This is a genomic window from Comamonas sp. C24C (genome assembly GCF_053345995.1).
Genome location: NZ_JBKFBC010000017.1, coordinates 27,247 through 48,046 on the forward strand (window position 1 = coordinate 27,247; position 20,800 = coordinate 48,046).

Here is a 20,800-nt window from a genome sequence, read left to right on the forward strand (position 1 = left end):
GCCCGGTCTCAGCCTGCCCGCAGGCTTCGGCGACGGCGGCATGCCCGTGGGTCTGCAGCTGATCGGCAACTACTTCAGCGAAGCCAAGCTGCTGAACGCGGCCCACCGCTTCCAGCAAGCGACAGACTTCCACCTGAAGAGCCCTGTTGACATTTAAAAATTAATAGCTTCTTGCGCTTGTACTGACTGACTTTCAGCACAAAAACAACCTGAAACCCAATCAGAACACGCGCAAGCCGCTTCTCTTTTAGCAGTTAGGACACACAGAGCAATGACTGTGAAACTGATCAATGGCTACGAAGTCGTCATCGGCTTCGAAACCCACACCCAGCTGGCGACCAACAGCAAGATCTTCAGCCGTGCCAGCACCGCTTTCGGCGCCGAGCCCAACACCCAGGCCAGCGCCGTGGACCTGGCTCTGCCCGGCACGCTGCCGGTGATGAACAAAAAGGCCGTGGAATGCGCCATCAAGCTCGGCCTGTCGCTGGGCTCGACGATTGCGCCGCGTTCCATCTTCGCGCGCAAGAACTACTTCTACCCCGACCTGCCCAAGGGCTACCAGATCTCCCAGTTCGAGATCCCCGTGGTGCAAGGCGGTGAAGTCAGCTTCTATCTGGAAGAAGGCAAGAACAACGTCCTCAAGACCGTGCGCCTGGTGCGCGCCCACCTGGAAGAAGACGCCGGCAAGTCCGTGCACGACGAGTTCATCGGCCAGTCCGGCATCGATTTGAACCGCGCCGGTACGCCGCTGCTGGAAATCGTGACCGAGCCCGATATCCGCTCCACCGCCGAAGCCGTGGCCTATGCCAAGGAACTGCACAAGATCGTCACCTGGATCGGCATCTGCGACGGCAACATGCAGGAAGGCTCGTTCCGCTGCGACGCCAACGTCTCCGTGCGCAAGCCCGGCCAGCCGCTGGGCACCCGCCGCGAGATCAAGAACCTGAACTCGTTCAGGAATATGCAGATCGCCATCGACTACGAAATCCTCTGGCAGATCGAGCAGATCGAGGACGGCCACAAGATCCAGCAGGCCACCGTGCTGTTCAACCCCGACACGGGCGAGACCCGCGCCATGCGCACCAAGGAAGACGCGGCCGACTACCGCTACTTCCCCGACCCCGACCTGCCTCCGCTGGTCGTGGCCCCCGAATGGGTGGAGCAGGTCAAGGCCGAGATGCCCGAGCTGCCCCGCACCATGGCCGCGCGCTTTGTCGAGCAATACAGCCTGCCCGAGTACGACGCCACCACGCTGACGCAAAGCCAGGCCATGGCCGCCTACTTTGAAGCCGCCGCCAAGACCTGCGGCCAGCCCAAGCTGGCGTCCAACTGGATCATGGGCGAGATCTCGCGCCGTCTGAACATGGAAGAGATCGGCATGGATCAGGTCAAGGTCAGCGCCGAACAACTGGGCACCCTGATCGCCCGCATCCACGGCAATGTCATCAGCAACAACTCGGCCAAGCAGGTGTTTGAAGCCCTGTGGACCGGCGAAGGCTCCGATGTGGACGCCATCATCGAAGCCAAGGACCTCAAGCAGTCCAACGACACCGGCGCGCTGGAAGCCATCATCGACGAGGTGATCGCCGCCAACCCCGCCAACGTCGAGCAATACCGCGCCGGCAAGGACAAGGCCTTCAACGCCCTGGTCGGTCAGGTCATGAAGGCCTCCAAGGGCAAGGCCAACCCCGGCCAGGTCAACGAGCTGCTCAAGGCCAAGTTGGCCTAAGCTCTCGACTCGGGCACCCGCCACCGTTCAAGGCCGCAGGCAGCATATGCCTGCGGCCTTGTTGCTTGTGTTTGTTCGCCAGCGACAGAAGACAGGTATCGGCCCGTCAGCCGAGGTGCTTTCTTTTGCTTCGCCCACCGGATCGCCGTCCGAAAGCAGGTACCCAAAGAAAAGGCGACCCGGCTGTCTACGGGAGCGGACGGGCTGCAAGGTTGGTGGCGAAATCGACCGCTAACGCTTATCTGGATTGCGGTAGCAGCTATTAATTTCTCGAAGAAGCTATCCCGCACCCGGTATCGCCCCTTGTGCCCACGCCTGTGTTCTTTGCTTACTTTCTTGGGGGCGGCCTTCCGTCACCAGCAAGAAAGCGAGTCGGCAGGCGGGCCAAGACCCGCTCTCTGACAACCAAGCAGGCATGCGGTCAAAACAAAACACGGGCCAAACAAACCCCAAGCGCACGCAACACCAGCGCTACCCGCTATCAATTCCTCAAACCGCCGCTTACATAAAGCCGAGGTAAAGCGCACACCAAACCCACACAAATCTGCGCACAATCCGGCGCAAAACCCATATCTTTGCGCTCCATGTTCTCCAAGCTGCTCAAGCCCCTGCTCTGGCTGCTGGCCCTGTGCCTGGCGGTCTATATCTGTATCTGCAGCTATATGTTTGCGCAGCAGCGCCAGATGATTTTTCCGGGCGGCAGCACGCAGGTGGCGGCCGAGAGCACCGATTTCTCGCTACAGCGCGCCGATGTGCTGCTGCGGGGCTGGCAGCTGCACCCGGCGGATGGCAAGGCGCGCAATGCGGTGATCTACTTTGGCGGCAATGCCGAAAACATTGCCCACCGGCGCCAGCAGCTGGCGCGCAGCCTGCCGCACAGCGATATCTATATGCTGGCCTATCGCGGCTACGGCGCCAGCGAGGGCGAGCCCACGCAGGAGCGGATGGAGCTCGATGCAGCCGCCCTGTTCGACGAGGTCAGGCGCCTGCACCCCGAGCTGCCCATCACCGTGATCGGTCGCAGCCTGGGCACGGGCGTGGCGGCTGCCGTGGCCGACCTGCGCCAGCCGGACCAGCTGGTGCTGGTCACTCCTTTCGACAGCGTTCTCAACACCGTGCGCGGCATGTATGGCTGGCTGCCCGTGGAGCTGCTGCTGCGAGACCCGTTCGACTCTGCCGCGCATCTGCGCAACTACCAGGGGCCGATTCTTGTGCTGCGCGCGGGACGCGACCAGGTGGTGCTGCCCGAGCGCACCGATGCGCTGCTGCACAGCCTCAAGGGCAAGGCAGTGCAGGTGCTGGCGTTTGCCCAGGCCAACCACTCGAGCATCTTCCGCGCCAACGGCTTCTGGAGCGCCATCGAGCAGTTTGTGGACGCGCGCCACAAGGCGGCCTGAAAGGCCTCTGGTGCGGCGCGCGGCAAGGCGGTGCACGGCCGACCGCGGCGCGGCCGGCCCTGAATCTCAAGCGCCGACCAGATCCTTGATGCTCGTGGTCGCGCCGTTCTTCCTCACGGACTCGATGCCCGCATCGCGCGAGGCCGCCGAGGCATAGAGCTGGCTGCTGCCTATAACCTGGTGGTTGGCGGCCTTGAGGTTGAAATGCTCCTTGCCGTTGCTGGCGGTCTTTTTCTCGTAGCGCTCGGCCAACGGGCTGTTGGTCTGTACCGAGGCGATGCCGTTCTCGGCCGCCGCCCGAGTCTTGTACAGCTCGCTGGTGAGAATGATCTCGCCGTTGCCGGCCTTGAGCACAAACCGGAACTGCCCATCGCTGCTCTTGCTCAACTCGAAATGACCTGCCATCGGTTTCTCCTTGGTTGCAAAAAAAGCGGCCTGCGCCGCGGGGGGTAGCCGGCACACTATAAAACCAGTGCCACCGAAACCGTGCATTTCAGGGCCGGCTGCGCGGCCGCTGCATCACACCCTGTCAGCTTTCCATCGCCGGCTCCAGCCCCTCGGCCAGGCTCTCGGCATAGCCCAGCATCAACGTGCGCCGCGATAGCAGCGCAGACGCCAGCTGCGACCAGCCCTGATGCCCACACAGCTCGGGCCGCCCCTGGCCATAGAGGCTGCGCAAATCCTGTATCAGCCGCTCGACCAGCGCCGCATCGGGCAAGCTGGCGCGCACAAATCCCATCCACGCAGCTCCCATGCCGAAGAAGCGGTAGCCGTATTGGGCTGCCAGATGGCGGATGACGGCATGGTTCTGAAAACTGTCCCAGTCCGCGCTGAAATAGCCATTGGGTTGACCTGCAATCATGAGCTCGTCGCTGGGCACGGGCAGACGCTGGACATAGACCACCTCGTCGAGCAGCACCTCGGGACTGCGGTTGGCCAGCAGCAGGGCATCTACATCCTCGGCCGCCAGCAGCAGCGTGCCGCAGACCTGCGCCCAGTCCTGCACCAGCTCGGGCCGCTGCAGCTGCGCCACGCGGTGCTGCAGCGAAGCCAGCGTCAGGGCCTGCTCCTGCGCCGGGTCCTCCCAGTCCATGTCCTCGGGGTCATCCAGATACAGGCGCTCATCCTGGCTCGCATGGCCGCTGGTATAGCTGCACTGACTCACATCGTCCAGCGTGCAGAGGTAGCGATGTGCAGGGTCGGCCGCACGCAGCGCGTCCAGCCGCTCCAGCACCTCGTCCAGCGTCCTGAACTCCTGCAGCCACTCATGCGCGAAGCCGAAGTTGCCCCGGCGGTATTCGGCCTGTTCCCCGTCGAATTTTCCTGTCTTCATTTGCTCAGCACCCGGCGATAAAAGAACACACACAGGCCCACGAAATAGGCCAGGCCCAGCCACATGGCGGGCGCAAAGCCCTCGCCCACCAGGGCCAGCGGCGCATCCTTGCCGCTGAAGCCTATCAGTGCCGCAATCAGCAGGCCCATCAGGCTCTCGCCCACGATCAGGCCCGAGGCCAGCAGCAGGCCGCGCTCCTCGGCCGCCGCCGTCCAGTCCTTGCCGCCGCGCTGCGCATAGGCCTTGATGGCTCTGGCAATGCACCAGCCCAGCACCGCGCCTATGGTCAGCGTCAAACCTATGGTGGGCGGCAGATAGATGCCCAGACCCACTGCCAGCGGCGGCAGCGCGCCCTTGCCGCTCTTGCGCAGGGCCAGATCGATCAGGATGACGCCAATGCCCACGGCCACGCCCAGACCCAGCATGCTCCAGTCCAGCGAGCCCTTGAAGATACCGCTGGCAATCTGCATCATTAGCGTGGCCTGCGGCGCGGCCAGGGCCTGATTCGGGTCCATGCCGGCACGCGGCATGCTGCCTGCAAAACCGTAGGCGTTGTAGAGCAGATCCAGCACGGGCGGGATGACCAGCGCCCCCACCAGACAGCCGATGACGAGCACGATCTGCTGACGCCAGGGCGTGGCGCCCACCAGGTAGCCGGTCTTGAGATCCTGCAGGTTGTCGTTGGAGATGGCGGCCATGGCCAGAACCGCCGAGACCATGAACAACACCAGCGCAATGCCCATCTGCCCGGAGACGGCACTGGCATAAGCGGGCACCAGGGCATGCAGCGCCAGCAGGGCCACGCCCATGAGCAGGGTGGCGATGATGCCGATGCCCGAGATGGGGCTGGCCGAAGAGCCGACCAGACCGGCCATATAGCCGCAGGCCGCCGCCACCAGAAAGCCGAACAGGGCCGCGAACATCACGCACAGGGCTGCCAGTCCGTAGCGCGCGCCAGCGGCCAGATCGGGCATATGCCCGGAGATGAAGTCATTGACCACCAGGAACAGCACGCCCAGGGCGGCGGCTCCTATCATCAGCATCCAGCTGCGCGGCATGTCCTTGTCGGTTTCATCGCCACCGGCCCCCTCGGCAACGCTGCGCGCAGGCTGGTTGCGAATCGCCTGGACAATGGGCTTGGCCAGCGTGGCCACGGTCCACAGCGCCGAGATGCCGATGACGCCCGCACCCAGAAAGCGGGCTTTGCTGCCCCAGAGCTGGGTGGACAGCTCGGAGAGCGCCTGGCCGGCCGCAGGAGAAGCCTGGGCCGTCAGCCAGGGCACGACCACACCCCAGCACAACGCCAGCCCCACAAGCACCGCAATGCCCGCAGCCGCGCCCATCAGATAGCCGGCAGCCAGCAGGGCAGGCGAGAAGCCCGCCGCCACGCGAAAGGCCACGCTGCCTGCGGGAATCCAGAAATTGAAGGCATCTCCGAGCAGACGCAGACCGCCGCTGAGAAAACCGAACAGCGCGGCCAGCCCCGTGCCCCAGCCCAGCTCGCGCAAGCCCGAACTGCGTGGCTTGCCCTGGTTCTCCGAATCGTGGAGATGGCGCTGCTCGTCGCCTACGCGCAGCACCTCGGCAGCGGCCACGCCCTCGGGATAGGGCAGCTCGGACTGCACCACCAGCACGCGACGCAGGGGCACGGTATAGAGCACGCCCAGCGTACCGCCGGCCGCACAGATCAATGCTGTCTGCCAGAACGGGAAGCCCGTCCACAGCCCCAGCATGAGCAGGGCCGGCAGCACAAAGATGACCGAGGACAAGGTGCCGGCCGCCGAGGCCTGGGTCTGCACCAGATTGTTTTCAAGAATGTTGGAATCCTTGAAGCGATAGAGCAAGGCCATGGAGATCACGGCGGCGGGAATCGCCGAGGCAAAGGTCAGCCCGACCTTGAGCCCCAGATAGACGTTGGCGGCGGTGAACGCCAGGGTGATGAGCGCGCCCAACAGCACGCCACGGAAGGTGAACTCTCTCTTGGATGGTGTAGTCATTGTGCAAGCGGGAGGGTCTGTGACGGCACAAGCCTAGCATCAGCGACGCAAAACACCATATCTTCCAGCGCAGCGTTCATCCCGGCCCCAGACTGGCAGCGCCGATGAGCGAGCCATGAAAAAAGGAGACCGAAGTCTCCCTTGTCGTTCAGCGGCTCAGGCCTCAGAACAGCACGCGGCAGCGGATGGTGCCCGCAATCTGCGCAAGCTTCTCCAGCGCCAGCGCCGAGGACTTGGCGTCGATATCGATCACCACATAGCCTACCTTCTCATCGGTGCGCAGGTACTGGCCCGCGATATTGATGCCGTTGTCGGCAAACACCTGGTTGATGGCCGAGAGAATGCCGGGGCGGTTTTCGTGCACATGCAGGATGCGGTTGTTGCCCGGATGCTCGGGCAGCGCCACTTCGGGGAAGTTGACGGCCGAGGTCGTCGTGCCGTTGTCGCTGTACTTGACCAGCTTTTCCGCCACTTCCAGACCGATATTGGCCTGCGCTTCCATGGTAGAGCCGCCGATGTGCGGCGTGAGGATGACGTTGTCCATGCCGCGCAACGGCGACAGGAACTCGTCCTTGTTGCTCTTGGGCTCCTTGGGGAAGACGTCGATGGCGGCGCCCAGCAGCTTGCCGCTCTTGAGCGACTCGGCCAGTGCCTCGATATCGACCACCGTGCCGCGCGAGGCATTGATGAGAATGCTGCCGGGCTTCATGGCGGCAATCTGGGCCGCGCCCATCATGCCGTTCGTGGAGGCCAGCTCCGGCACATGCAGGGTAACGATGTCGGACTGGGCCAGCAGCTCGTTGAGACCGCTGCTCTGCTGGGCATTGCCCAGCGGCAGCTTGGTCACCACGTCGTGGAAGATGACCTTCATGCCCAGGCCTTCGGCCAGCACCGACAGCTGGGTGCCGATGGAGCCATAGCCGACGATGCCCAGCGTCTTGCCGCGAATCTCGAAGGAGTTCTCTGCGCTCTTCTTCCAGCCGCCGCGATGGGAGACTGCATTCTTTTCGGGGATGCCGCGCAGCAGCAGAATGGCTTCGCCCAGCACCAGTTCGGCCACCGAACGGGTGTTGGAGTAAGGCGCGTTGAAGACCACCACACCGCGCTCGCGCGCCGCATTGAGGTCGACCTGGTTGGTGCCGATGCAAAAGCAGCCCACGGCGACCAGCTTCTGCGCGGCCGCGAACACATCGGCCGTGAGCTGGGTGCGCGAGCGGATGCCGACAAAGTGCACGTCTGCGATCTTGCGCTTGAGCTCCTCGCCGTCCAGCGCGCCGGTCAGCGCCTCCACATTGGTATAGCCCGCGTCATGCAGCACCTTGAGCGCGGAGGGATGTATGCCCTCGAGCAGCAAAAACTTGATCTTCGATTTATCCAGCGACGTCTTACCCATGATCCAGCCTCGATCCATCAAAACTCCATTACAGCGGTTTCGTAATTCCGTTACAGGATCTGGGTGCATCGCCCCAGGCCCGCAGGCTTCGGAAAGCCGGGACAGGCCCACCGCGCTGGCTGTAACAAATTACGACTTTCCGATTCGTTTCCTACAATCGCGATCATTGATGCGCTTCCAATTTCATAGTTGAAAGTGCAGACCACTCAAGCTTTTTCCAAGGATTTGCTGCCTATGCTGACCCTCTTGCGCCGCGCAGAAGATTTGCTGATTCAGGTTCTGCGTCTTGTCTTGCTGGCTTTCTCCATCTTTGTGCTGTTTGGCATGGGCCACTGGATCTGGGACCACTACAAGCCCAAGAAGACCGAAGGCGTCACGGCCGGCGCGACGGCGCTGAACTGGAAGGATGCGCCCTACGACCTCAAGTACATGGAAGAGGAGACCGGCCGCGACCTGAGCGGCCTCGGCAATGCCGTGCCCATGGAAAAACGCCTGGCCGACCCGGCACTGCGTCCCGACTTCCGCAAGGCCGACGGCCTGCTGCGCGGTTTCATCTACAGGGACACGGCAGCGCGCAAGCGCGTGGAAGCCGAAAACAGCAGCCAGGGCCTGGATCCCATCCACCCACTGCTCAAGGGCGATGCCCTGCCCTCGGCCGACGATGTCAACCGCCAGATCAAGATGCGCGAAGCGCGTGAGAACTCCTGCTGCGACAAGGATGCCGCCGACGCAGCCGCTGCCGAAGTCGACGCGGCCTGGACGGCTCGCCGCATCTCGCTGACACGCGAGGACCGCATGGCCCGCGCCGCCGCCGATGCGGCAGCCGATGCAGCGATGGCGGCCGCCGCCGAGGCTTCGGGCGAAGACGCAATGCTGATGGACCCGGTGAACCTGGCCTCCGAGATCAACGACCGTGCCCAGGCGGCCGAGATGGAGCATGGCGAGGGCTCTTATGCGGCCTATCTCAAGGGACTGCCCGCAGCGCTGGAGAAGGTGCTGGGCAACGAGAGCCTGGCCAAGAAACTGCAGCAGCAGTCCGCCCCGCAGATCGTCAACACCTTGCTGACCAACTACACGCTGTCCTTCGACCGCACGGCCGCCAAGCTGCGCGGCGACAACCCCGATGAGGAAAAGTGGGAGTTTCTGGGCATGGACACGGCGTTTGCCACGCTGCTGATTTCCTGCCTGGTGATGGTGATGATGGCGCTGGTGATGTTCCGCATGGAACGCCATCTGCGCGGCATCGGCATGCAACCGGATCAAAAGTCCTGATCCCCCGGCTCCTGCACAGGAGCCGAAGCTTGCGCTATCGTTTCGGGCCCGGCTCTGCAACGCAGACGGGCCCGTTTCTTTTGAGAGATCACCATGAGCACCACCCGTACCAGCACCGTCCCCGTTCACACGCAATTCATAGAGCGCATGTCGCCGCGTGCCTTTGTGCCCGAAGCACTGAGCGCCGCCCAGATCGAGCAACTGGTGGAAGCCGCCCGCTGGGCGCCTTCGGCCAGCAACAAGCAACCCTGGCACTTTGCCTATGCCCTGCGTGACGACGCGAACTGGCAGGCGTTCTCGCAGATCCCCAACGAAGCCAACCGCCGCTGGTGCCTGAATGGCGGCGCGCTGATCGTGCTGCTGTCGGACAAGCAGGCCTCGGCCGCCAAGCACAGCTTCGATGCTGGCTGTGCCTGGGGCTATCTGGCGCTGCAGGCCCATGCCATGGGTCTGGCCACGCATGCCATGGGCGGCTTCTCGGCGGACGAAGCCCGCAAGGTGCTGAAGCTGCCCGAGCATCTGGTGCCCGAATGCGTGATTGCCGTGGGCCGCCGCGCCGATGCCGCCACCCTGCCCGACGACCTGCGCGAACGCGAGCTGCCGTCCGGCCGCAAACCGCTGGTCGAAGTGCTGAGCGCCGGTGCCGTGCCGGCCTGACGCGCCAGCCTTGCTGCCAAAGCTCCACAGCCCACTCTGTGGAGCTTTTTTTGACAGAATTGCCGCATTAGCAAATACAACATTGCGGGTGCAGCTATCAATTTTGCACCCCGTAGCCTAAGCCTATGTCCGTCATGCAAACAATGTGGCAGCGCCTGGGGCCGGTGGCCTCGCGCCCTTCGTGGAAGGAGCTGGTACGCGCCAGCATCGGTGCCGGCCTGGGTCTGGCACTGGCCGGCATCCTGGTGGGACTGGTCGAGCATTTCTTTCCCAACACCCTGTTCCTGTTCGCACCGCTGGGCGCCACGGCCGTGCTGGTGTTCGCCGTGCCCAGCAGCCCGCTGGCCCAGCCCTGGAACTGTGTCGTCGGCAACACCGTGCCCGCGCTCTACACCCTGCTGCTGCTGTGGGCGTTCCCCATGCTGTCCCAGACCTCGCTGGCCGCGCTGGCGGTGGCGGGTGCCATCGCCCTGATGCTGCTGCTGCGCGCCCTGCACCCGCCGGGAGGCGCCGTGGCCTTGCTGACGGTACTGGCTGCTTCCCAGATGGCGCCGCTGGGCTGGCATCTGCTGGTACCCATGGCCGTGCTCTCGGGCGTTCTTGCCGCCGTCGGCGTGCTCTACCATCGCGCCTGCGGCCGCCCCTATCTGCACCAGCCGCCGCTGGTGGCCAAAACCCGGCGCCCCACCACGCGTCTGGCGCTGAGCGAGCAGGATCTGGAGCAGCTGCTGCAACGCTTTGAACAAAGCTACAACCTGACCCCCGAGGACCTGGGCGAGCTGCTGGCCGCCGCCGAGGAAGAGGCCATCAAGCGCCGCCTGTCCAGCGTGAACTGCGGCACCGTCATGTCGGCCAAGCTGCTGACCGTGGGCCCGCAGACTCCGCTCGAAGAGGTGGCCGAGCTGTTTCACCGTCATCTGGTCAAAAGTCTGCCCGTGGTCGATGCCCAGGGCGAGCTGATCGGCCGTGTGCTGCGTGCCGACCTGTTCGACTGGCTCTGGCAGGACCATCGCTCACGCCAGCAGCAAAATCTCTGGCAACGCCTGCGCAGCCGGCCATCCAAGGTGCAATCCGTGGCCCAGGAACTGATGCGCGCGCCCGAGATGAGCGTGCAGGAAGACACGCCCATGGGCGATCTGCTGCACGAGCTGGCATCGCACAGCGTGCAGTTCATTGCCGTGCTGCGAGGCAAGACCCTGGTCGGCGTCATCACGCGCTCCGACGTGATCCGCACCCTGCTCTCCATCAATCAATAACCCTGGGGGCAAAGCCCTCTTGCCTGACCTGGCCTGCTGGATAAACTATGGGCAGTACTGGTTTGATTGCCCGAAAAGGAGTTGCTGCCATGGACGCCGTGTTCACCCCCAACCTCGACAAGCTGCGCAATATCGTGCAAAGCTTTGGCGCCAATTCCTTTACCGCGACACAGGTGGCCACGGAGTACGAGGGCAGCACCGCCAGCAGCGAGGTCACCAAGACCTTCGAAGAGCTGCTCGCCCACCACGCCATCGTGCTGGGTATACAGCCCGTGCCGGGCCATCACGTGGTCTGGCGCGCGAGTTGAGCCACTGACCGAGCGCTTCAACCATGCCCACCTCGGTGGGTATTTTCTTTTCCAGCTCAGGGCCCGCTGGGCTAAAGTGCGGCGCCATGTCGCTGATTCCTCTTTCCCTCTGGTTGCCGCTGTCCGTTGCGGCCTGCGTGCTGCTGGTGCTGGCTGCCATGGGCTGGCTCTGGCGCTCGGCCCTGCGCGTTCCGGCGGGCAGCCGTGACGGCCGCAATATGCGCAACATGGCCACCATTGCCAGTGCTGGCCTGCTGCTATGGCTGGCCTATGGCTTGTTCAAGGGTTATGGGGCGCTGTGGCAGGCCGATGCCCTGCTGCTCATGGCCCAGGCATCGCTGCTGGTACAGATGCCGTTGATCATCGCCGCAGTGGCCTGGATCGCGGCCCTGCTACTGGGCCGCGTCATGGCCATGCACAAGAACACTCACGAAGACTGAAAGCGCGACGCGCTCTCAGGGCGCGCGTGGTGCGGTCGGCGTCTGGTCCGCCCATAGCTTGCGCAGCTGCTGCAGCTCGGCATCGAAGCGCTGGTTGATGCGCTGCTTTTCCTCTTCCTGCTGCTTGATGAAGCGCTGCTGCTCGGCCTGGGAGTCCGTGTTGTCGTCGAGCTGGCGGCGCAGATTGGCTGGAGCCTTCTTCGGATCGTTCTGGTAGAACTCCAGCTCGGTATTGAGCTTGCGGCGTCGCTCCTTGAGATCGACCTGGCGCTGCTGGGCCACACCGATCACATCGTTGACCTGGGAAATCGCCTCGGCTCTGGCGGCGTCATGCACACCCTGATTGGGAAAGCGCGCCAGCATGGCGCGGTCCCGCGAGCGTTCTTCTCGCAGGCGCTGCTGCTCGGCCTGATCCTGGCGGCGCTTGGCTTCCAGCGCGCTGCGCTCCTGGTCGGTCAGTGTCGGGCCCACGCGGCGCAGTTCGACCCCCGTGTTGCCGAGCACACGCTGCTCGCGATCGACGCAGGAGGCAATCGGCCTGTCGGCCGTGATGCGCCTCCCGTTGGCATCCGTGCAGGCGTAGATACCGCCGCTATTGACCTGGGCCTGAGCCGGCATGGCTCCTGCCCAGACGGTAGCTACCACATACAAACTCAGTTTTGCATGCCAGGCCTGCTTCATTTGCGTGTTTATTCCTTGTCTTCGACACCATAACGCTGGCGGTAGGCCAGCACGCGTTCATGATGCTCGGGGCCGGCCTCGCCGCCTTGCTGCTCGAGATAAAGCAACAAATCGGCCAGCTTGGCAATCGCACACACCTGCATGCCCAGCTGGTTGCGCACATATTGCACAGCGCTGTGCGACACGTCCTGACCATTCTCTGTCGCCATTTCCTGACGATCCAGAGCGATGGCCACGGCATGCGGCTCGGCACCGACAGCCTTGATGATAGCAATCGACTCGCGCGCGGCCGTGCCGGCCGACATCACGTCGTCGATGATGAGCACGCGGCCCTTGAGGGGAGCGCCCACCAGGGTGCCGCCTTCGCCATGATCCTTGGCTTCCTTGCGGTTATAGGCAAAGGGCACGTTCTTGCCCTGGCGCGCCAGCTCCACCGCCACCGTCGCAGCCAGAGGAATGCCCTTGTAGGCAGGGCCGAAGACCATGTCAAACTCCATGCCGCTGGCCAGAATGGCTTTTGCATAGAATTCAGACAGACGGGCCATCTTGGCCCCATCGTCGAACAGGCCGGCATTGAAGAAGTACGGGCTCATGCGCCCGGCCTTGGTCTTGAATTCGCCAAAACGCAGCACGCCCGCTTCGACGGCAAACTGCACGAAATCCTGCGCCAGACGGTCTGCACCGCCCATTGGCTTCTCACTCACCACCATGGATTCATCCTTGTTCAAATTAACCAGCCTCAACCTCAACGGTATCCGCTCTGCCACGACCAAAGGCGCCGAAGCCTGGATCGAAGCCACTGCGCCGGATTGTATTTGTGTCCAGGAAATCAAGGCCCAGGCTTCGGATATGGCCGGGCGCTTCGAAGTGTTGGCCGGCATGAAGGGCTACTTCCACTTTGCCGAGAAGAAGGGCTACTCGGGCGTGGGCGTCTACTCCCGCCATGAACCCAGCGATGTGGTCGTGGGCTTCGACATCGATGAGTTCGACGCCGAAGGCCGCTATGTCGAAACCCGCTTCGACACACCCGCCCGCAAGCTCTCCATCATCAGCGCCTACTTTCCCAGCGGCAGCTCGGGCGAGCTGCGCCAGGAAGCCAAGTTCCGCTTTCTGGCCAAGATGCACAGCCACTTGATGCACCTCAAGGCCGAGCGTGACTTCGTGCTCTGCGGCGACATCAACATCGCGCACCAGCAGGCCGACCTGAAGAACTGGCGCGGCAACCAGAAGAACAGCGGCTTCCTGCCCGAAGAGCGCGACTGGATGACGAAGTTGTTGCACAAGACCGAGATCAGCGGCGGTCTGGTGGACGTCTACCGCCTGCTCCAGCCCGACACCACGGATGCCTGCTACACATGGTGGAGCAACCGGGGCCAGGCCTATGCCAACAACGTGGGATGGCGACTGGACTACCACCTGGCCACGCCGGCGGTCGCGGCCCTGGCACGCACCGAGTCCATCTACAAGGGCGAGAAGTTCTCGGACCACGCGCCCATCACGATTGGCTACGACCTGACGCTCTGAGGCGTGCAAGCAACGCCGGCAACGCAGGCATGCTCGGCGAATTGAGTTAGCGCAAGGTGCAACAGTACAACCCATGCGAGCATGAGTTGTACTGAGCCGACTGGGCAGGTTTCCGAAAGAATGAACGGCGGAACCTGGAGGGCGACAAGGCCACAGCGGTTCCCGTTTCGCTTTTAGGAAAAGGAATAGCCAATGAAGAAGATTCTGATGACCCTGGCCCTGTGTGCAGCCGGTGCCCTGAGCGCACCCGCCATGGCGGCAGGCTGCGAAGCCGTCGTCGAGAGCAACGACGCCATGCAGTTCAATGTCAAAAGCATCGATGTGCCCAAGTCCTGCAAGAAGTTCAGCGTGACTCTCAAGCATGTGGGCAAGATGCCCAAGACGGCCATGGGCCACAACATCGTGGTCAGCACCGCAGCCGATATGCAGCCCGTGATCACCGACGGCATGGCCGCCGGTGCTGGCGCCGACTATGTGAAGGCCGGCGATGCACGCGTGCTGGCTCACTCCAAGGTGATCGGTGGCGGCGAGACCACCAAGTTCGATATCGACGTGGCCAAGCTCAAGGCTGGCACGGACTACGCCTTCTTCTGCAGCTTCCCCGGCCACTCGGCCCTCATGAAGGGTTCGCTCAAGCTGGGCTCCTGATCCGGAAATCCTATTTTTTAGTAGCTGCTAGCGCTTTGCATCAAAGGTTTTCAGACATAAAAGTACCTGAAAACTTTTATATTCAAGCGCAATTAGCTTCTGAATCAATAGCAAATCTAACCGACCCAAAGCGCCTGTGACGAAAGTCACCGGCGCTTTTTCATGGCTACTCCATCGCGGAGGTCAGCGGTCTGTTGGTCACCACATGCTTCATGACCAGCGTGGAAGTCATGCGCAGCACGCCGGGCAGCCGGGTCAGGTGCTCGTCATAGAGCCGCTGATAGGCCGGCAGATCGCGCACCACGACCTGCAGCAGATAGTCCGGGTCGCCGAACAGGCGCTGGGCCTGCACCACATTGTCGAGCCGGGCCACGGCATCCTCGAACGCGGGCACGGACTTGCTGTCCTTGAGCGTGACAAAGACCAGCGACGAAAAATCCAGTCCCAGCGCCGCTGGGTCCAGCTCGGCGCGGTAGCCGCGAATCACGCCCGACTCCTCCAGCGCACGCACACGCCGGTGGCAGGGCGACAGGCTCAGGCCCACCTGCTCGGCCAGCTCGGTCACCGTGAGGCGGCCATTGTTTTCGAGCGCAGCAAGAATTTTTCGATCCAGCGAGTTCACGGGGCAGTTTCTTCCAATTTTGAGCCGTTCAGCGGCGAATATTGAGAGCACATTCTCGCTCCTCTTCCATATTCTCTCGGCATCAACGCTTTTCGAGGGAATTTCGTGTCCTACGCCGCCTTGACCGCCTTCTGGGCCGTCTCCTTTCTTCTGGTGCTCACGCCCGGGGCCGACTGGGCCTATGTGATCTCTGCCGGTCTGCGCGGCCGGCGCCTGGTGCTTCCCGCCACGCTGGGCCTGGCCTGCGGCGCGCTGCTGGCCACGCTGGCGGTAGCTGCGGGCGTAGGCGCCCTGGTCGCACGCAACCCGGCCCTGCTGACCGCCTTGACGGCCACCGGCGCGCTGTACCTGGCCTGGATGGGCGTGGGCCTGTGGCGCAGCCCGGCCGCCATCAGCCGTGCCGCAGATGCCGAGACCGGCACGCGCTGGCACTGGACGGTCAAGGGAGCCAGTGTCAGCGGCCTCAACCCAAAACAGCTGTTGCTGCTGCTGGCCTTGCTGCCGCAGTTTGTGCGGCCCGCCGAGGGCTGGCCGGTGTTTGCGCAGATCATGGTGCTGGGCGCCGTCCATGCGGCCAGCTGTGCCGTGGTCTACTTCGGCGTGGGCTGGGGCTCGCAAAGCGTGCTGCGCTCGCGCCCCGCAGCCGCGCTGGCCGTCTCGCGCCTGTCGGGGACGCTGATGCTGGTGATTGCCGCCGTGCTGCTGGGCGAGATCGCCGTCCAGCATCTCTGAAAGACAAAATGCCTGCGGCCGAACACCGCAGGCATTTCAGGGACAGCCCCAGGCTGCAAACCCGCACGCAGGGCAGGAGCCACCGCGCGGCGAGGGTGCTCGGCCAGGGGAAGGCGCAAAGCGCCTCAGGAGCAGCCCCCTTAGATCAGCTCTTCAGAGCGCCCAGCACCTCGTCGAGCATCTTCTTGGCATCGCCGAACAGCATGCGGTTGTTGTCCTTGTAGAACAGCGGATTGTCCACGCCCGCATAGCCGGAGGCCATGGAGCGCTTCATCACGATGGAGGTCTTGGCCTTCCACACTTCCAGCACCGGCATGCCGGCGATGGGGCTCTCGGGGTCGTCCTGCGCCGCGGGGTTCACGATGTCGTTCGCGCCGATGACGATGGCCACATCGGTCTCGGGGAAGTCTTCGTTGATCTCGTCCATCTCCATCACGATGTCGTAGGGCACCTTGGCCTCGGCCAGCAGCACGTTCATGTGACCGGGCATTCGGCCCGCCACCGGGTGGATGGCAAAGCGCACGGCGACGCCTTTTTCGCGCAGGGTTCTGGTGATTTCGTTGACCGTGTGCTGGGCCTGGGCCACGGCCATGCCGTAGCCGGGCACGATGATGGCGCTCTTGGCTTCGCGCAGCAGCTCTGCGGTCTCGGCTGCACTGACGGGCGCCACTTCGCCCTGGGGCTCGGCAGCCGCAGCGGAACCGCCCTTCTTGGCCGGCGCGCCGGAGCCGAAGCCGCCCGCAATCACGCTGATGAAGTTGCGATTCATGGCCTGGCACATGATGTAGCTCAGGATGGCGCCCGAAGAGCCCACCAGCGCGCCCGTGACGATCAGCAGGTCATTGCCCAGCATGAAGCCGGTGGCCGCCGCCGCCCAGCCCGAGTAGCTGTTGAGCATGGACACCACCACGGGCATGTCGGCGCCACCGATGGCCATGACCATGTGCACGCCGAACAGCAGGGCGATGGCGGTCATCACGACCAGCGGCAACATGCCGTCGGCCACGGTTTCGGCATGCAGAAACTCGCGGCCGAACCAGATCACCACCAGCAGCGCAACCAGGTTGAGCCAGTGGCGTGCGGGCAGCAGCAGCGGCTTGCCGCCTATCCTGCCGTTGAGCTTGCCGAAGGCAATCAGCGAGCCCGAGAAGGTGACCGCGCCGATCAGGATGCCCACGTAGATCTCCACCTCGTGAATGGCTTTTTCTGCGCCAGCGAGCTGGATGGAGGTATCGACATAGCTGGCAAAGCCCACCAGACATGCCGCCAGACCGACCAGGCTGTGCATGAGGGCGACCAGCTCGGGCATCTGGGTCATCTTGACGACCTTGGCCGCATACAGGCCGATACCGCCGCCGACCACCAGCGCGCCGACGATCCAGGCGATGCCGCCGGCATCGACACGCGGGCCGAACACGGTGGCCAGCACGGCCAGCGCCATGCCGACCATGCCGAACAGATTGCCGCGGCGCGAGGTTTCGGGGTTCGACAGGCCGCCGAGGCTGAGGATGAACAAAATGGCAGCCCCCAGATAGGCCACCGTTGCGAGACTTTGGGACATGGTGTTTCTCTCTTGTGCTCGTTCTTCTTATTTGCGGAACATGGCCAGCATGCGACGTGTCACGGCAAAGCCGCCAAACATATTGACTGCAGTCAACACAAGCGCGGCAAAGGCCAGCCAGCGAATCAGCTCATCCGGACGGCCCGTGCCTGCCGTGCCCGGCGGCGCAATCTGCACCAGCGCGCCAATGGCGATGATGCTGGAGATGGCGTTGGTCACGCTCATCAGCGGCGTGTGCAGTGCAGGCGTCACATTCCACACCACCATGTAGCCGATGAAACAGGCCAGCACGAACACCGTGAAGTGACCCAGGAAGGCCGCTGGCGCATAGGCGCCGATGAACCAGAAGGCCACGGCGGCAATCGCAAAAATAATGGCCAAGGTCTTGGCCGGCAGCGGTCCGGCGGCGCCGTGGCCATGGCCGCCTTTCTTCTGCTCCACCACAGCCGCAGCGGGCTTGGGGGCTGGCTTGGGTGCCTGGGCAATGGGCGGAGCAGGCCAGGTGATTTCGCCGTCCTTGACCACGGTCAGGCCGCGAATCGCATCGTCCTCCATATTCACCACGGCCACGCCATCCTTGGCCTTGCACAGCTCTTCCGTCAGGCGCAGCAGATTGGTCGCATACAGCGTTGACGACTGCTTGGCCAGGCGCGATGCGAGGTCGGTGTAGCCGATGATGGTCACGCCGTGGCGCACCACGGCCTCATTGGGCACGGTCAGCTCGCAGTTGCCGCCCTGCTCGGCCGCCATGTCGACGATCACGCTGCCGGGTTTCATGCTCTGCACCATCTCGGCCGTGATCAGCTTGGGCGCGGGTTTACCGGGAATCAGCGCGGTGGTGATGATGATGTCGGCCTCCCTGGCCTGCTGGGCATACATCTGGCGCTGCGCGGCCTGGAAACCCTCGCTCATCACCTTGGCATAGCCGCCGCCGCCGCCGCCGTCTTCTTCGTAATCGACCTTGACGAACTCGCCGCCCAGCGAAGTGACCTGATCGGCCACCTCGGCACGCGTGTCGTTGGCGCGCACGATGGCGCCCAGGTTGGCAGCCGTGCCGATGGCCGACAGACCGGCCACGCCAGCGCCAGCAATGAAGACCTTGGCCGGGGGCACCTTGCCTGCCGCCGTGATCTGGCCGTTGAAATAGCGACCAAAGGCATTGGCGGCCTCGATCACGGCGCGGTAGCCCGACACGCCGGCCATCGAAGTCAGCGCATCCATCTTCTGCGCGCGGCTCAATGTCCGGGGCAGCGCGTCGATCGCCAGCACTGTCACCTTTTTGGCGGCCAGTTGCTGCATCAGATCGGGATTCTGCGCAGGCCAGATGAAGTCGATCAGGATCTGGCCTTCGCGCATAAGCGCGACTTCTTCGGTGGTTGGCGGGCGCACCTTGAAGATGATGTCGGCAGCAGCCCAGACCGCAGCAGCGTTGGGCAGCACCTCGGCACCCACTGCGCGATAAGCGTCATCGCTGAAGTTGGCGGCATCGCCGGCGCCCGATTCGATGACGACCGAAAAACCCAGCTTGACGAGTTTTTCGACCACATCGGGCACGGTGGCCACACGCTTTTCCAACGGGAATGTTTCCCGCGGAATGCCTATGCGTTGGGCGCCAGAGCGCTGGGCGTCACCAAGCTGGGCGTCAGCGCCGCTCGGCTGGTTGGAAGAGGTAGACATGCAGAGTCTCCTGGAGTTTGAAAACGGTTTTCCTCCAGACCGACCCGTCCCCTGCCATTCCTGCCCGTGGGAGGAACTTGTATTGCATGGGCATTGGCACGGCCTGAACGATCTTGAAACTGTGTCGGGCCGCTTCCCATGAAGCGACTGCCCGCTGCCTTGCAGCACAAATACGTTTTAGCAGCCCGCACCAAAATGGGGCACTCGCATCCATGCTAGCTCAAATGAGGGATGACGCCAGAATCTGAGCGGGCATTTTTGATGCGCGTGTCATGCCGTGTCATGCTTGCGGGGTTCGCTGACCGCGAGACTACGCAAACGCCCGAAAAATACAAGTCACCCATGTTGCAATATCACACCGTCCCCGTCACCGCCTTTCAACAGAACTGCTCTCTCGTCTGGTGCGACCAGACCATGGATGCGGCCGTCATCGACCCCGGTGGTGATATCGAGCAGATCGAGTGGGAGGTTGAGCGCCTGGGCCTGAATCTCAAGGCCATCTGGATCACCCACGCCCATATCGACCATGCCGGTGGCACCAGCGAGCTGGCTGCCAAGCACGCCTTGCCCATCATCGGCCCGCATGAGGGTGATCAATTCTGGATCGACGGCCTGCCCCAGCAAGGCGCCATGTTCGGCTTTCCCCACTCAGACCCCTTTGTGCCCACGCGCTGGCTGCATGACGGCGACACCGTGACCATCGGCCAGGAAACGCTGAACGTGCGCCACTGCCCCGGCCACACACCCGGCCATGTGGTCTTCCACTCGCCACAGATCGACCGCGCCTTTGTCGGCGATGTGCTGTTTGCCGGCAGCATAGGCCGCACGGACTTCCCACAGGGCAACCATCAGCAGCTGATCGACTCCATCGTGCAGCGGCTGTGGCCCATGGGCGATCAGACGATCTTCATCCCCGGGCATGGCCCCGAAAGCAGCTTTGGCCGCGAGCGCAAGCTCAACCCCTATGTCAGCGGGACCTGAAGCCTGACGGCCGAGGCTTGCGGAATCAGGTCTTCCGTAGCAGCATGCCCCTGTCACGCCTTGTGACATCACATCTGTTGGAGGGAGTTCGTATGCGCAATTTATGGAAAATTTGCCTGGTTTCAGCCCTGGTCAGCAGCTCATTGCCCGGCCTGGCACAGGCTCCGGCAGCGGCGCCTGCCGCACCTGCCGCCAAAACAGCCCCCATGCCCGCCAAGCCGGCGGCAGAACCGGCAGCCAAGGCTGCACCGGCCCCTGCCGCCGCCAAAGCGGACATGCAGACTTTTGTCTGCAAAGACGGCTCCACCATGAGCGCGGCATCCTCCAAAGGAGCTTGCTCGGGCCGCAAGGGCATTGATCAGGAGGCCACTGCCAAGGCTGCTACAGGCGCCAAGCCGGCCGCAACCGCCGCACCTGGCGGCGGTGCAGGCAAGGTCTGGGCCAATGAGGACAGCAAGATCTATCACTGCCCCGGCACCCGTTTCTACGGCACGACCAAGAACGGCAAGTACATGAGCGAAGCCGATGCCAAGGCCGCCGGCATGCACGGCGCCAACAACAAGACCTGCAGCTGATCCGCAGCCTGCAAGCA

Annotated in this window: 21 protein-coding genes and 1 pseudogene; 13 read left to right on the forward strand and 9 right to left on the reverse strand. The window is 63.5% G+C overall.

Features of this window, described 5'->3' with window-relative positions; translation table 11 throughout:
* The 3 genes and pseudogenes from ACLBXN_RS23390 to ACLBXN_RS23400 form a co-directional block, all read left to right on the forward strand.
* A pseudogene (locus ACLBXN_RS23390) lies at window positions 1-157 on the forward strand (Asp-tRNA(Asn)/Glu-tRNA(Gln) amidotransferase GatCAB subunit A); the annotation flags it as partial.
* Window positions 158-271: 114 nt separating this feature from the next.
* Window positions 272-1,729, forward strand: a complete 1,458-nt coding sequence (gene gatB / locus ACLBXN_RS23395) for an Asp-tRNA(Asn)/Glu-tRNA(Gln) amidotransferase subunit GatB (RefSeq protein ID WP_043005644.1) — start codon at window positions 272-274, stop codon at window positions 1,727-1,729.
* A gap of 584 nt (window positions 1,730-2,313) precedes the next feature.
* A complete protein-coding gene (locus ACLBXN_RS23400; protein ID WP_447613738.1) occupies window positions 2,314-3,126 on the forward strand; it encodes an alpha/beta hydrolase in 813 nt (270 codons plus the stop codon).
* A gap of 66 nt (window positions 3,127-3,192) precedes the next feature.
* Here ACLBXN_RS23400 and ACLBXN_RS23405 read toward each other — a convergent pair whose 3' ends face one another.
* The 4 genes from ACLBXN_RS23405 to serA all read right to left on the reverse strand — a co-directional run bounded on the left by ACLBXN_RS23405 (window position 3,193) and on the right by serA (window position 7,849).
* Complete coding sequence (locus tag ACLBXN_RS23405; RefSeq protein ID WP_043005642.1) at window positions 3,193-3,531, reverse strand: YegP family protein; 339 nt, start codon at window positions 3,529-3,531, stop codon at window positions 3,193-3,195.
* 124 nt (window positions 3,532-3,655) lie between these two features.
* Complete coding sequence (locus tag ACLBXN_RS23410) at window positions 3,656-4,459, reverse strand: hypothetical protein (protein ID WP_447613739.1); 804 nt, start codon at window positions 4,457-4,459, stop codon at window positions 3,656-3,658.
* Complete coding sequence (locus ACLBXN_RS23415; RefSeq protein WP_447613740.1) at window positions 4,456-6,456, reverse strand: OPT family oligopeptide transporter; 2,001 nt, start codon at window positions 6,454-6,456, stop codon at window positions 4,456-4,458. The genes ACLBXN_RS23410 and ACLBXN_RS23415 overlap by 4 nt, the downstream gene beginning before the upstream one ends.
* Window positions 6,457-6,619: 163 nt before the next feature.
* The gene (serA, locus tag ACLBXN_RS23420; RefSeq protein WP_003074609.1) at window positions 6,620-7,849 is read right to left on the reverse strand and encodes a phosphoglycerate dehydrogenase; all 1,230 of its coding nucleotides are present in this window, start codon (window positions 7,847-7,849) and stop codon (window positions 6,620-6,622) included.
* A 234-nt stretch (window positions 7,850-8,083) separates the two neighbouring features.
* Between serA and ACLBXN_RS23425 the strand changes: the two genes are divergently transcribed.
* The 5 genes from ACLBXN_RS23425 (at window position 8,084) to ACLBXN_RS23445 (ending at window position 11,782) form a co-directional block, all read left to right on the forward strand.
* The gene (locus ACLBXN_RS23425) at window positions 8,084-9,121 is read left to right on the forward strand and encodes a hypothetical protein (protein ID WP_447613741.1); all 1,038 of its coding nucleotides are present in this window, start codon (window positions 8,084-8,086) and stop codon (window positions 9,119-9,121) included.
* Window positions 9,122-9,214: 93 nt separating this feature from the next.
* Window positions 9,215-9,778, forward strand: a complete 564-nt coding sequence (locus tag ACLBXN_RS23430) for a nitroreductase family protein (RefSeq protein ID WP_343677103.1) — start codon at window positions 9,215-9,217, stop codon at window positions 9,776-9,778.
* Between the two features lie 134 nt (window positions 9,779-9,912).
* Window positions 9,913-11,034, forward strand: a complete 1,122-nt coding sequence (locus ACLBXN_RS23435; RefSeq protein WP_447613742.1) for an HPP family protein — start codon at window positions 9,913-9,915, stop codon at window positions 11,032-11,034.
* 89 nt (window positions 11,035-11,123) lie between these two features.
* Window positions 11,124-11,342, forward strand: coding sequence for a hypothetical protein (locus tag ACLBXN_RS23440; RefSeq protein WP_043005637.1), 219 nt, complete (start codon window positions 11,124-11,126; stop codon window positions 11,340-11,342).
* 86 nt (window positions 11,343-11,428) lie between these two features.
* Complete coding sequence (locus ACLBXN_RS23445; protein WP_447613743.1) at window positions 11,429-11,782, forward strand: hypothetical protein; 354 nt, start codon at window positions 11,429-11,431, stop codon at window positions 11,780-11,782.
* Window positions 11,783-11,797: 15 nt separating this feature from the next.
* Here the strand turns inward: ACLBXN_RS23445 and ACLBXN_RS23450 are convergent, their stop codons facing one another.
* Together ACLBXN_RS23450 and pyrE are read right to left on the reverse strand one after the other, a co-directional pair.
* A complete protein-coding gene (locus tag ACLBXN_RS23450) occupies window positions 11,798-12,463 on the reverse strand; it encodes a DUF4124 domain-containing protein (protein ID WP_447613744.1) in 666 nt (221 codons plus the stop codon).
* An 8-nt stretch (window positions 12,464-12,471) separates the two neighbouring features.
* Window positions 12,472-13,173, reverse strand: a complete 702-nt coding sequence (gene pyrE, locus ACLBXN_RS23455; RefSeq protein ID WP_447613745.1) for an orotate phosphoribosyltransferase — start codon at window positions 13,171-13,173, stop codon at window positions 12,472-12,474.
* A 10-nt stretch (window positions 13,174-13,183) separates the two neighbouring features.
* Here pyrE and ACLBXN_RS23460 point away from each other — a divergent pair, with 10 nt between their 5' ends.
* The gene (locus ACLBXN_RS23460) at window positions 13,184-13,987 is read left to right on the forward strand and encodes an exodeoxyribonuclease III (RefSeq protein WP_043005632.1); all 804 of its coding nucleotides are present in this window, start codon (window positions 13,184-13,186) and stop codon (window positions 13,985-13,987) included.
* Between the two features lie 192 nt (window positions 13,988-14,179).
* Window positions 14,180-14,635, forward strand: a complete 456-nt coding sequence (gene azu, locus ACLBXN_RS23465; protein WP_003074584.1) for an azurin — start codon at window positions 14,180-14,182, stop codon at window positions 14,633-14,635.
* A 166-nt stretch (window positions 14,636-14,801) separates the two neighbouring features.
* Here the strand turns inward: azu and ACLBXN_RS23470 are convergent, their stop codons facing one another.
* Window positions 14,802-15,257: an Lrp/AsnC family transcriptional regulator gene (locus tag ACLBXN_RS23470; protein WP_211457990.1), complete on the reverse strand. Its 456-nt coding sequence runs from the start codon at window positions 15,255-15,257 to the stop codon at window positions 14,802-14,804.
* A gap of 105 nt (window positions 15,258-15,362) precedes the next feature.
* Between ACLBXN_RS23470 and ACLBXN_RS23475 the strand changes: the two genes are divergently transcribed.
* Complete coding sequence (locus ACLBXN_RS23475) at window positions 15,363-15,989, forward strand: LysE family translocator (RefSeq protein WP_211457991.1); 627 nt, start codon at window positions 15,363-15,365, stop codon at window positions 15,987-15,989.
* Window positions 15,990-16,134: 145 nt separating this feature from the next.
* Here ACLBXN_RS23475 and pntB read toward each other — a convergent pair whose 3' ends face one another.
* A complete protein-coding gene (gene pntB / locus ACLBXN_RS23480) occupies window positions 16,135-17,550 on the reverse strand; it encodes a Re/Si-specific NAD(P)(+) transhydrogenase subunit beta (protein WP_447613746.1) in 1,416 nt (471 codons plus the stop codon).
* A gap of 27 nt (window positions 17,551-17,577) precedes the next feature.
* Window positions 17,578-19,227 (reverse strand): Re/Si-specific NAD(P)(+) transhydrogenase subunit alpha, encoded by a 1,650-nt coding sequence (locus ACLBXN_RS23485; RefSeq protein WP_447613747.1) that lies wholly within the window; start codon window positions 19,225-19,227, stop codon window positions 17,578-17,580.
* 342 nt (window positions 19,228-19,569) lie between these two features.
* Here ACLBXN_RS23485 and ACLBXN_RS23490 point away from each other — a divergent pair, with 342 nt between their 5' ends.
* Both ACLBXN_RS23490 and ACLBXN_RS23495 read left to right on the forward strand, forming a co-directional pair.
* Window positions 19,570-20,208 carry an MBL fold metallo-hydrolase gene (locus ACLBXN_RS23490; RefSeq protein ID WP_087085397.1) on the forward strand — a complete coding sequence of 213 codons (639 nt, stop codon included), beginning with the start codon at window positions 19,570-19,572 and terminating at the stop codon, window positions 20,206-20,208.
* 92 nt (window positions 20,209-20,300) lie between these two features.
* A complete protein-coding gene (locus ACLBXN_RS23495; RefSeq protein ID WP_447613748.1) occupies window positions 20,301-20,783 on the forward strand; it encodes a hypothetical protein in 483 nt (160 codons plus the stop codon).
* Window positions 20,784-20,800: the final 17 nt, after the last annotated feature.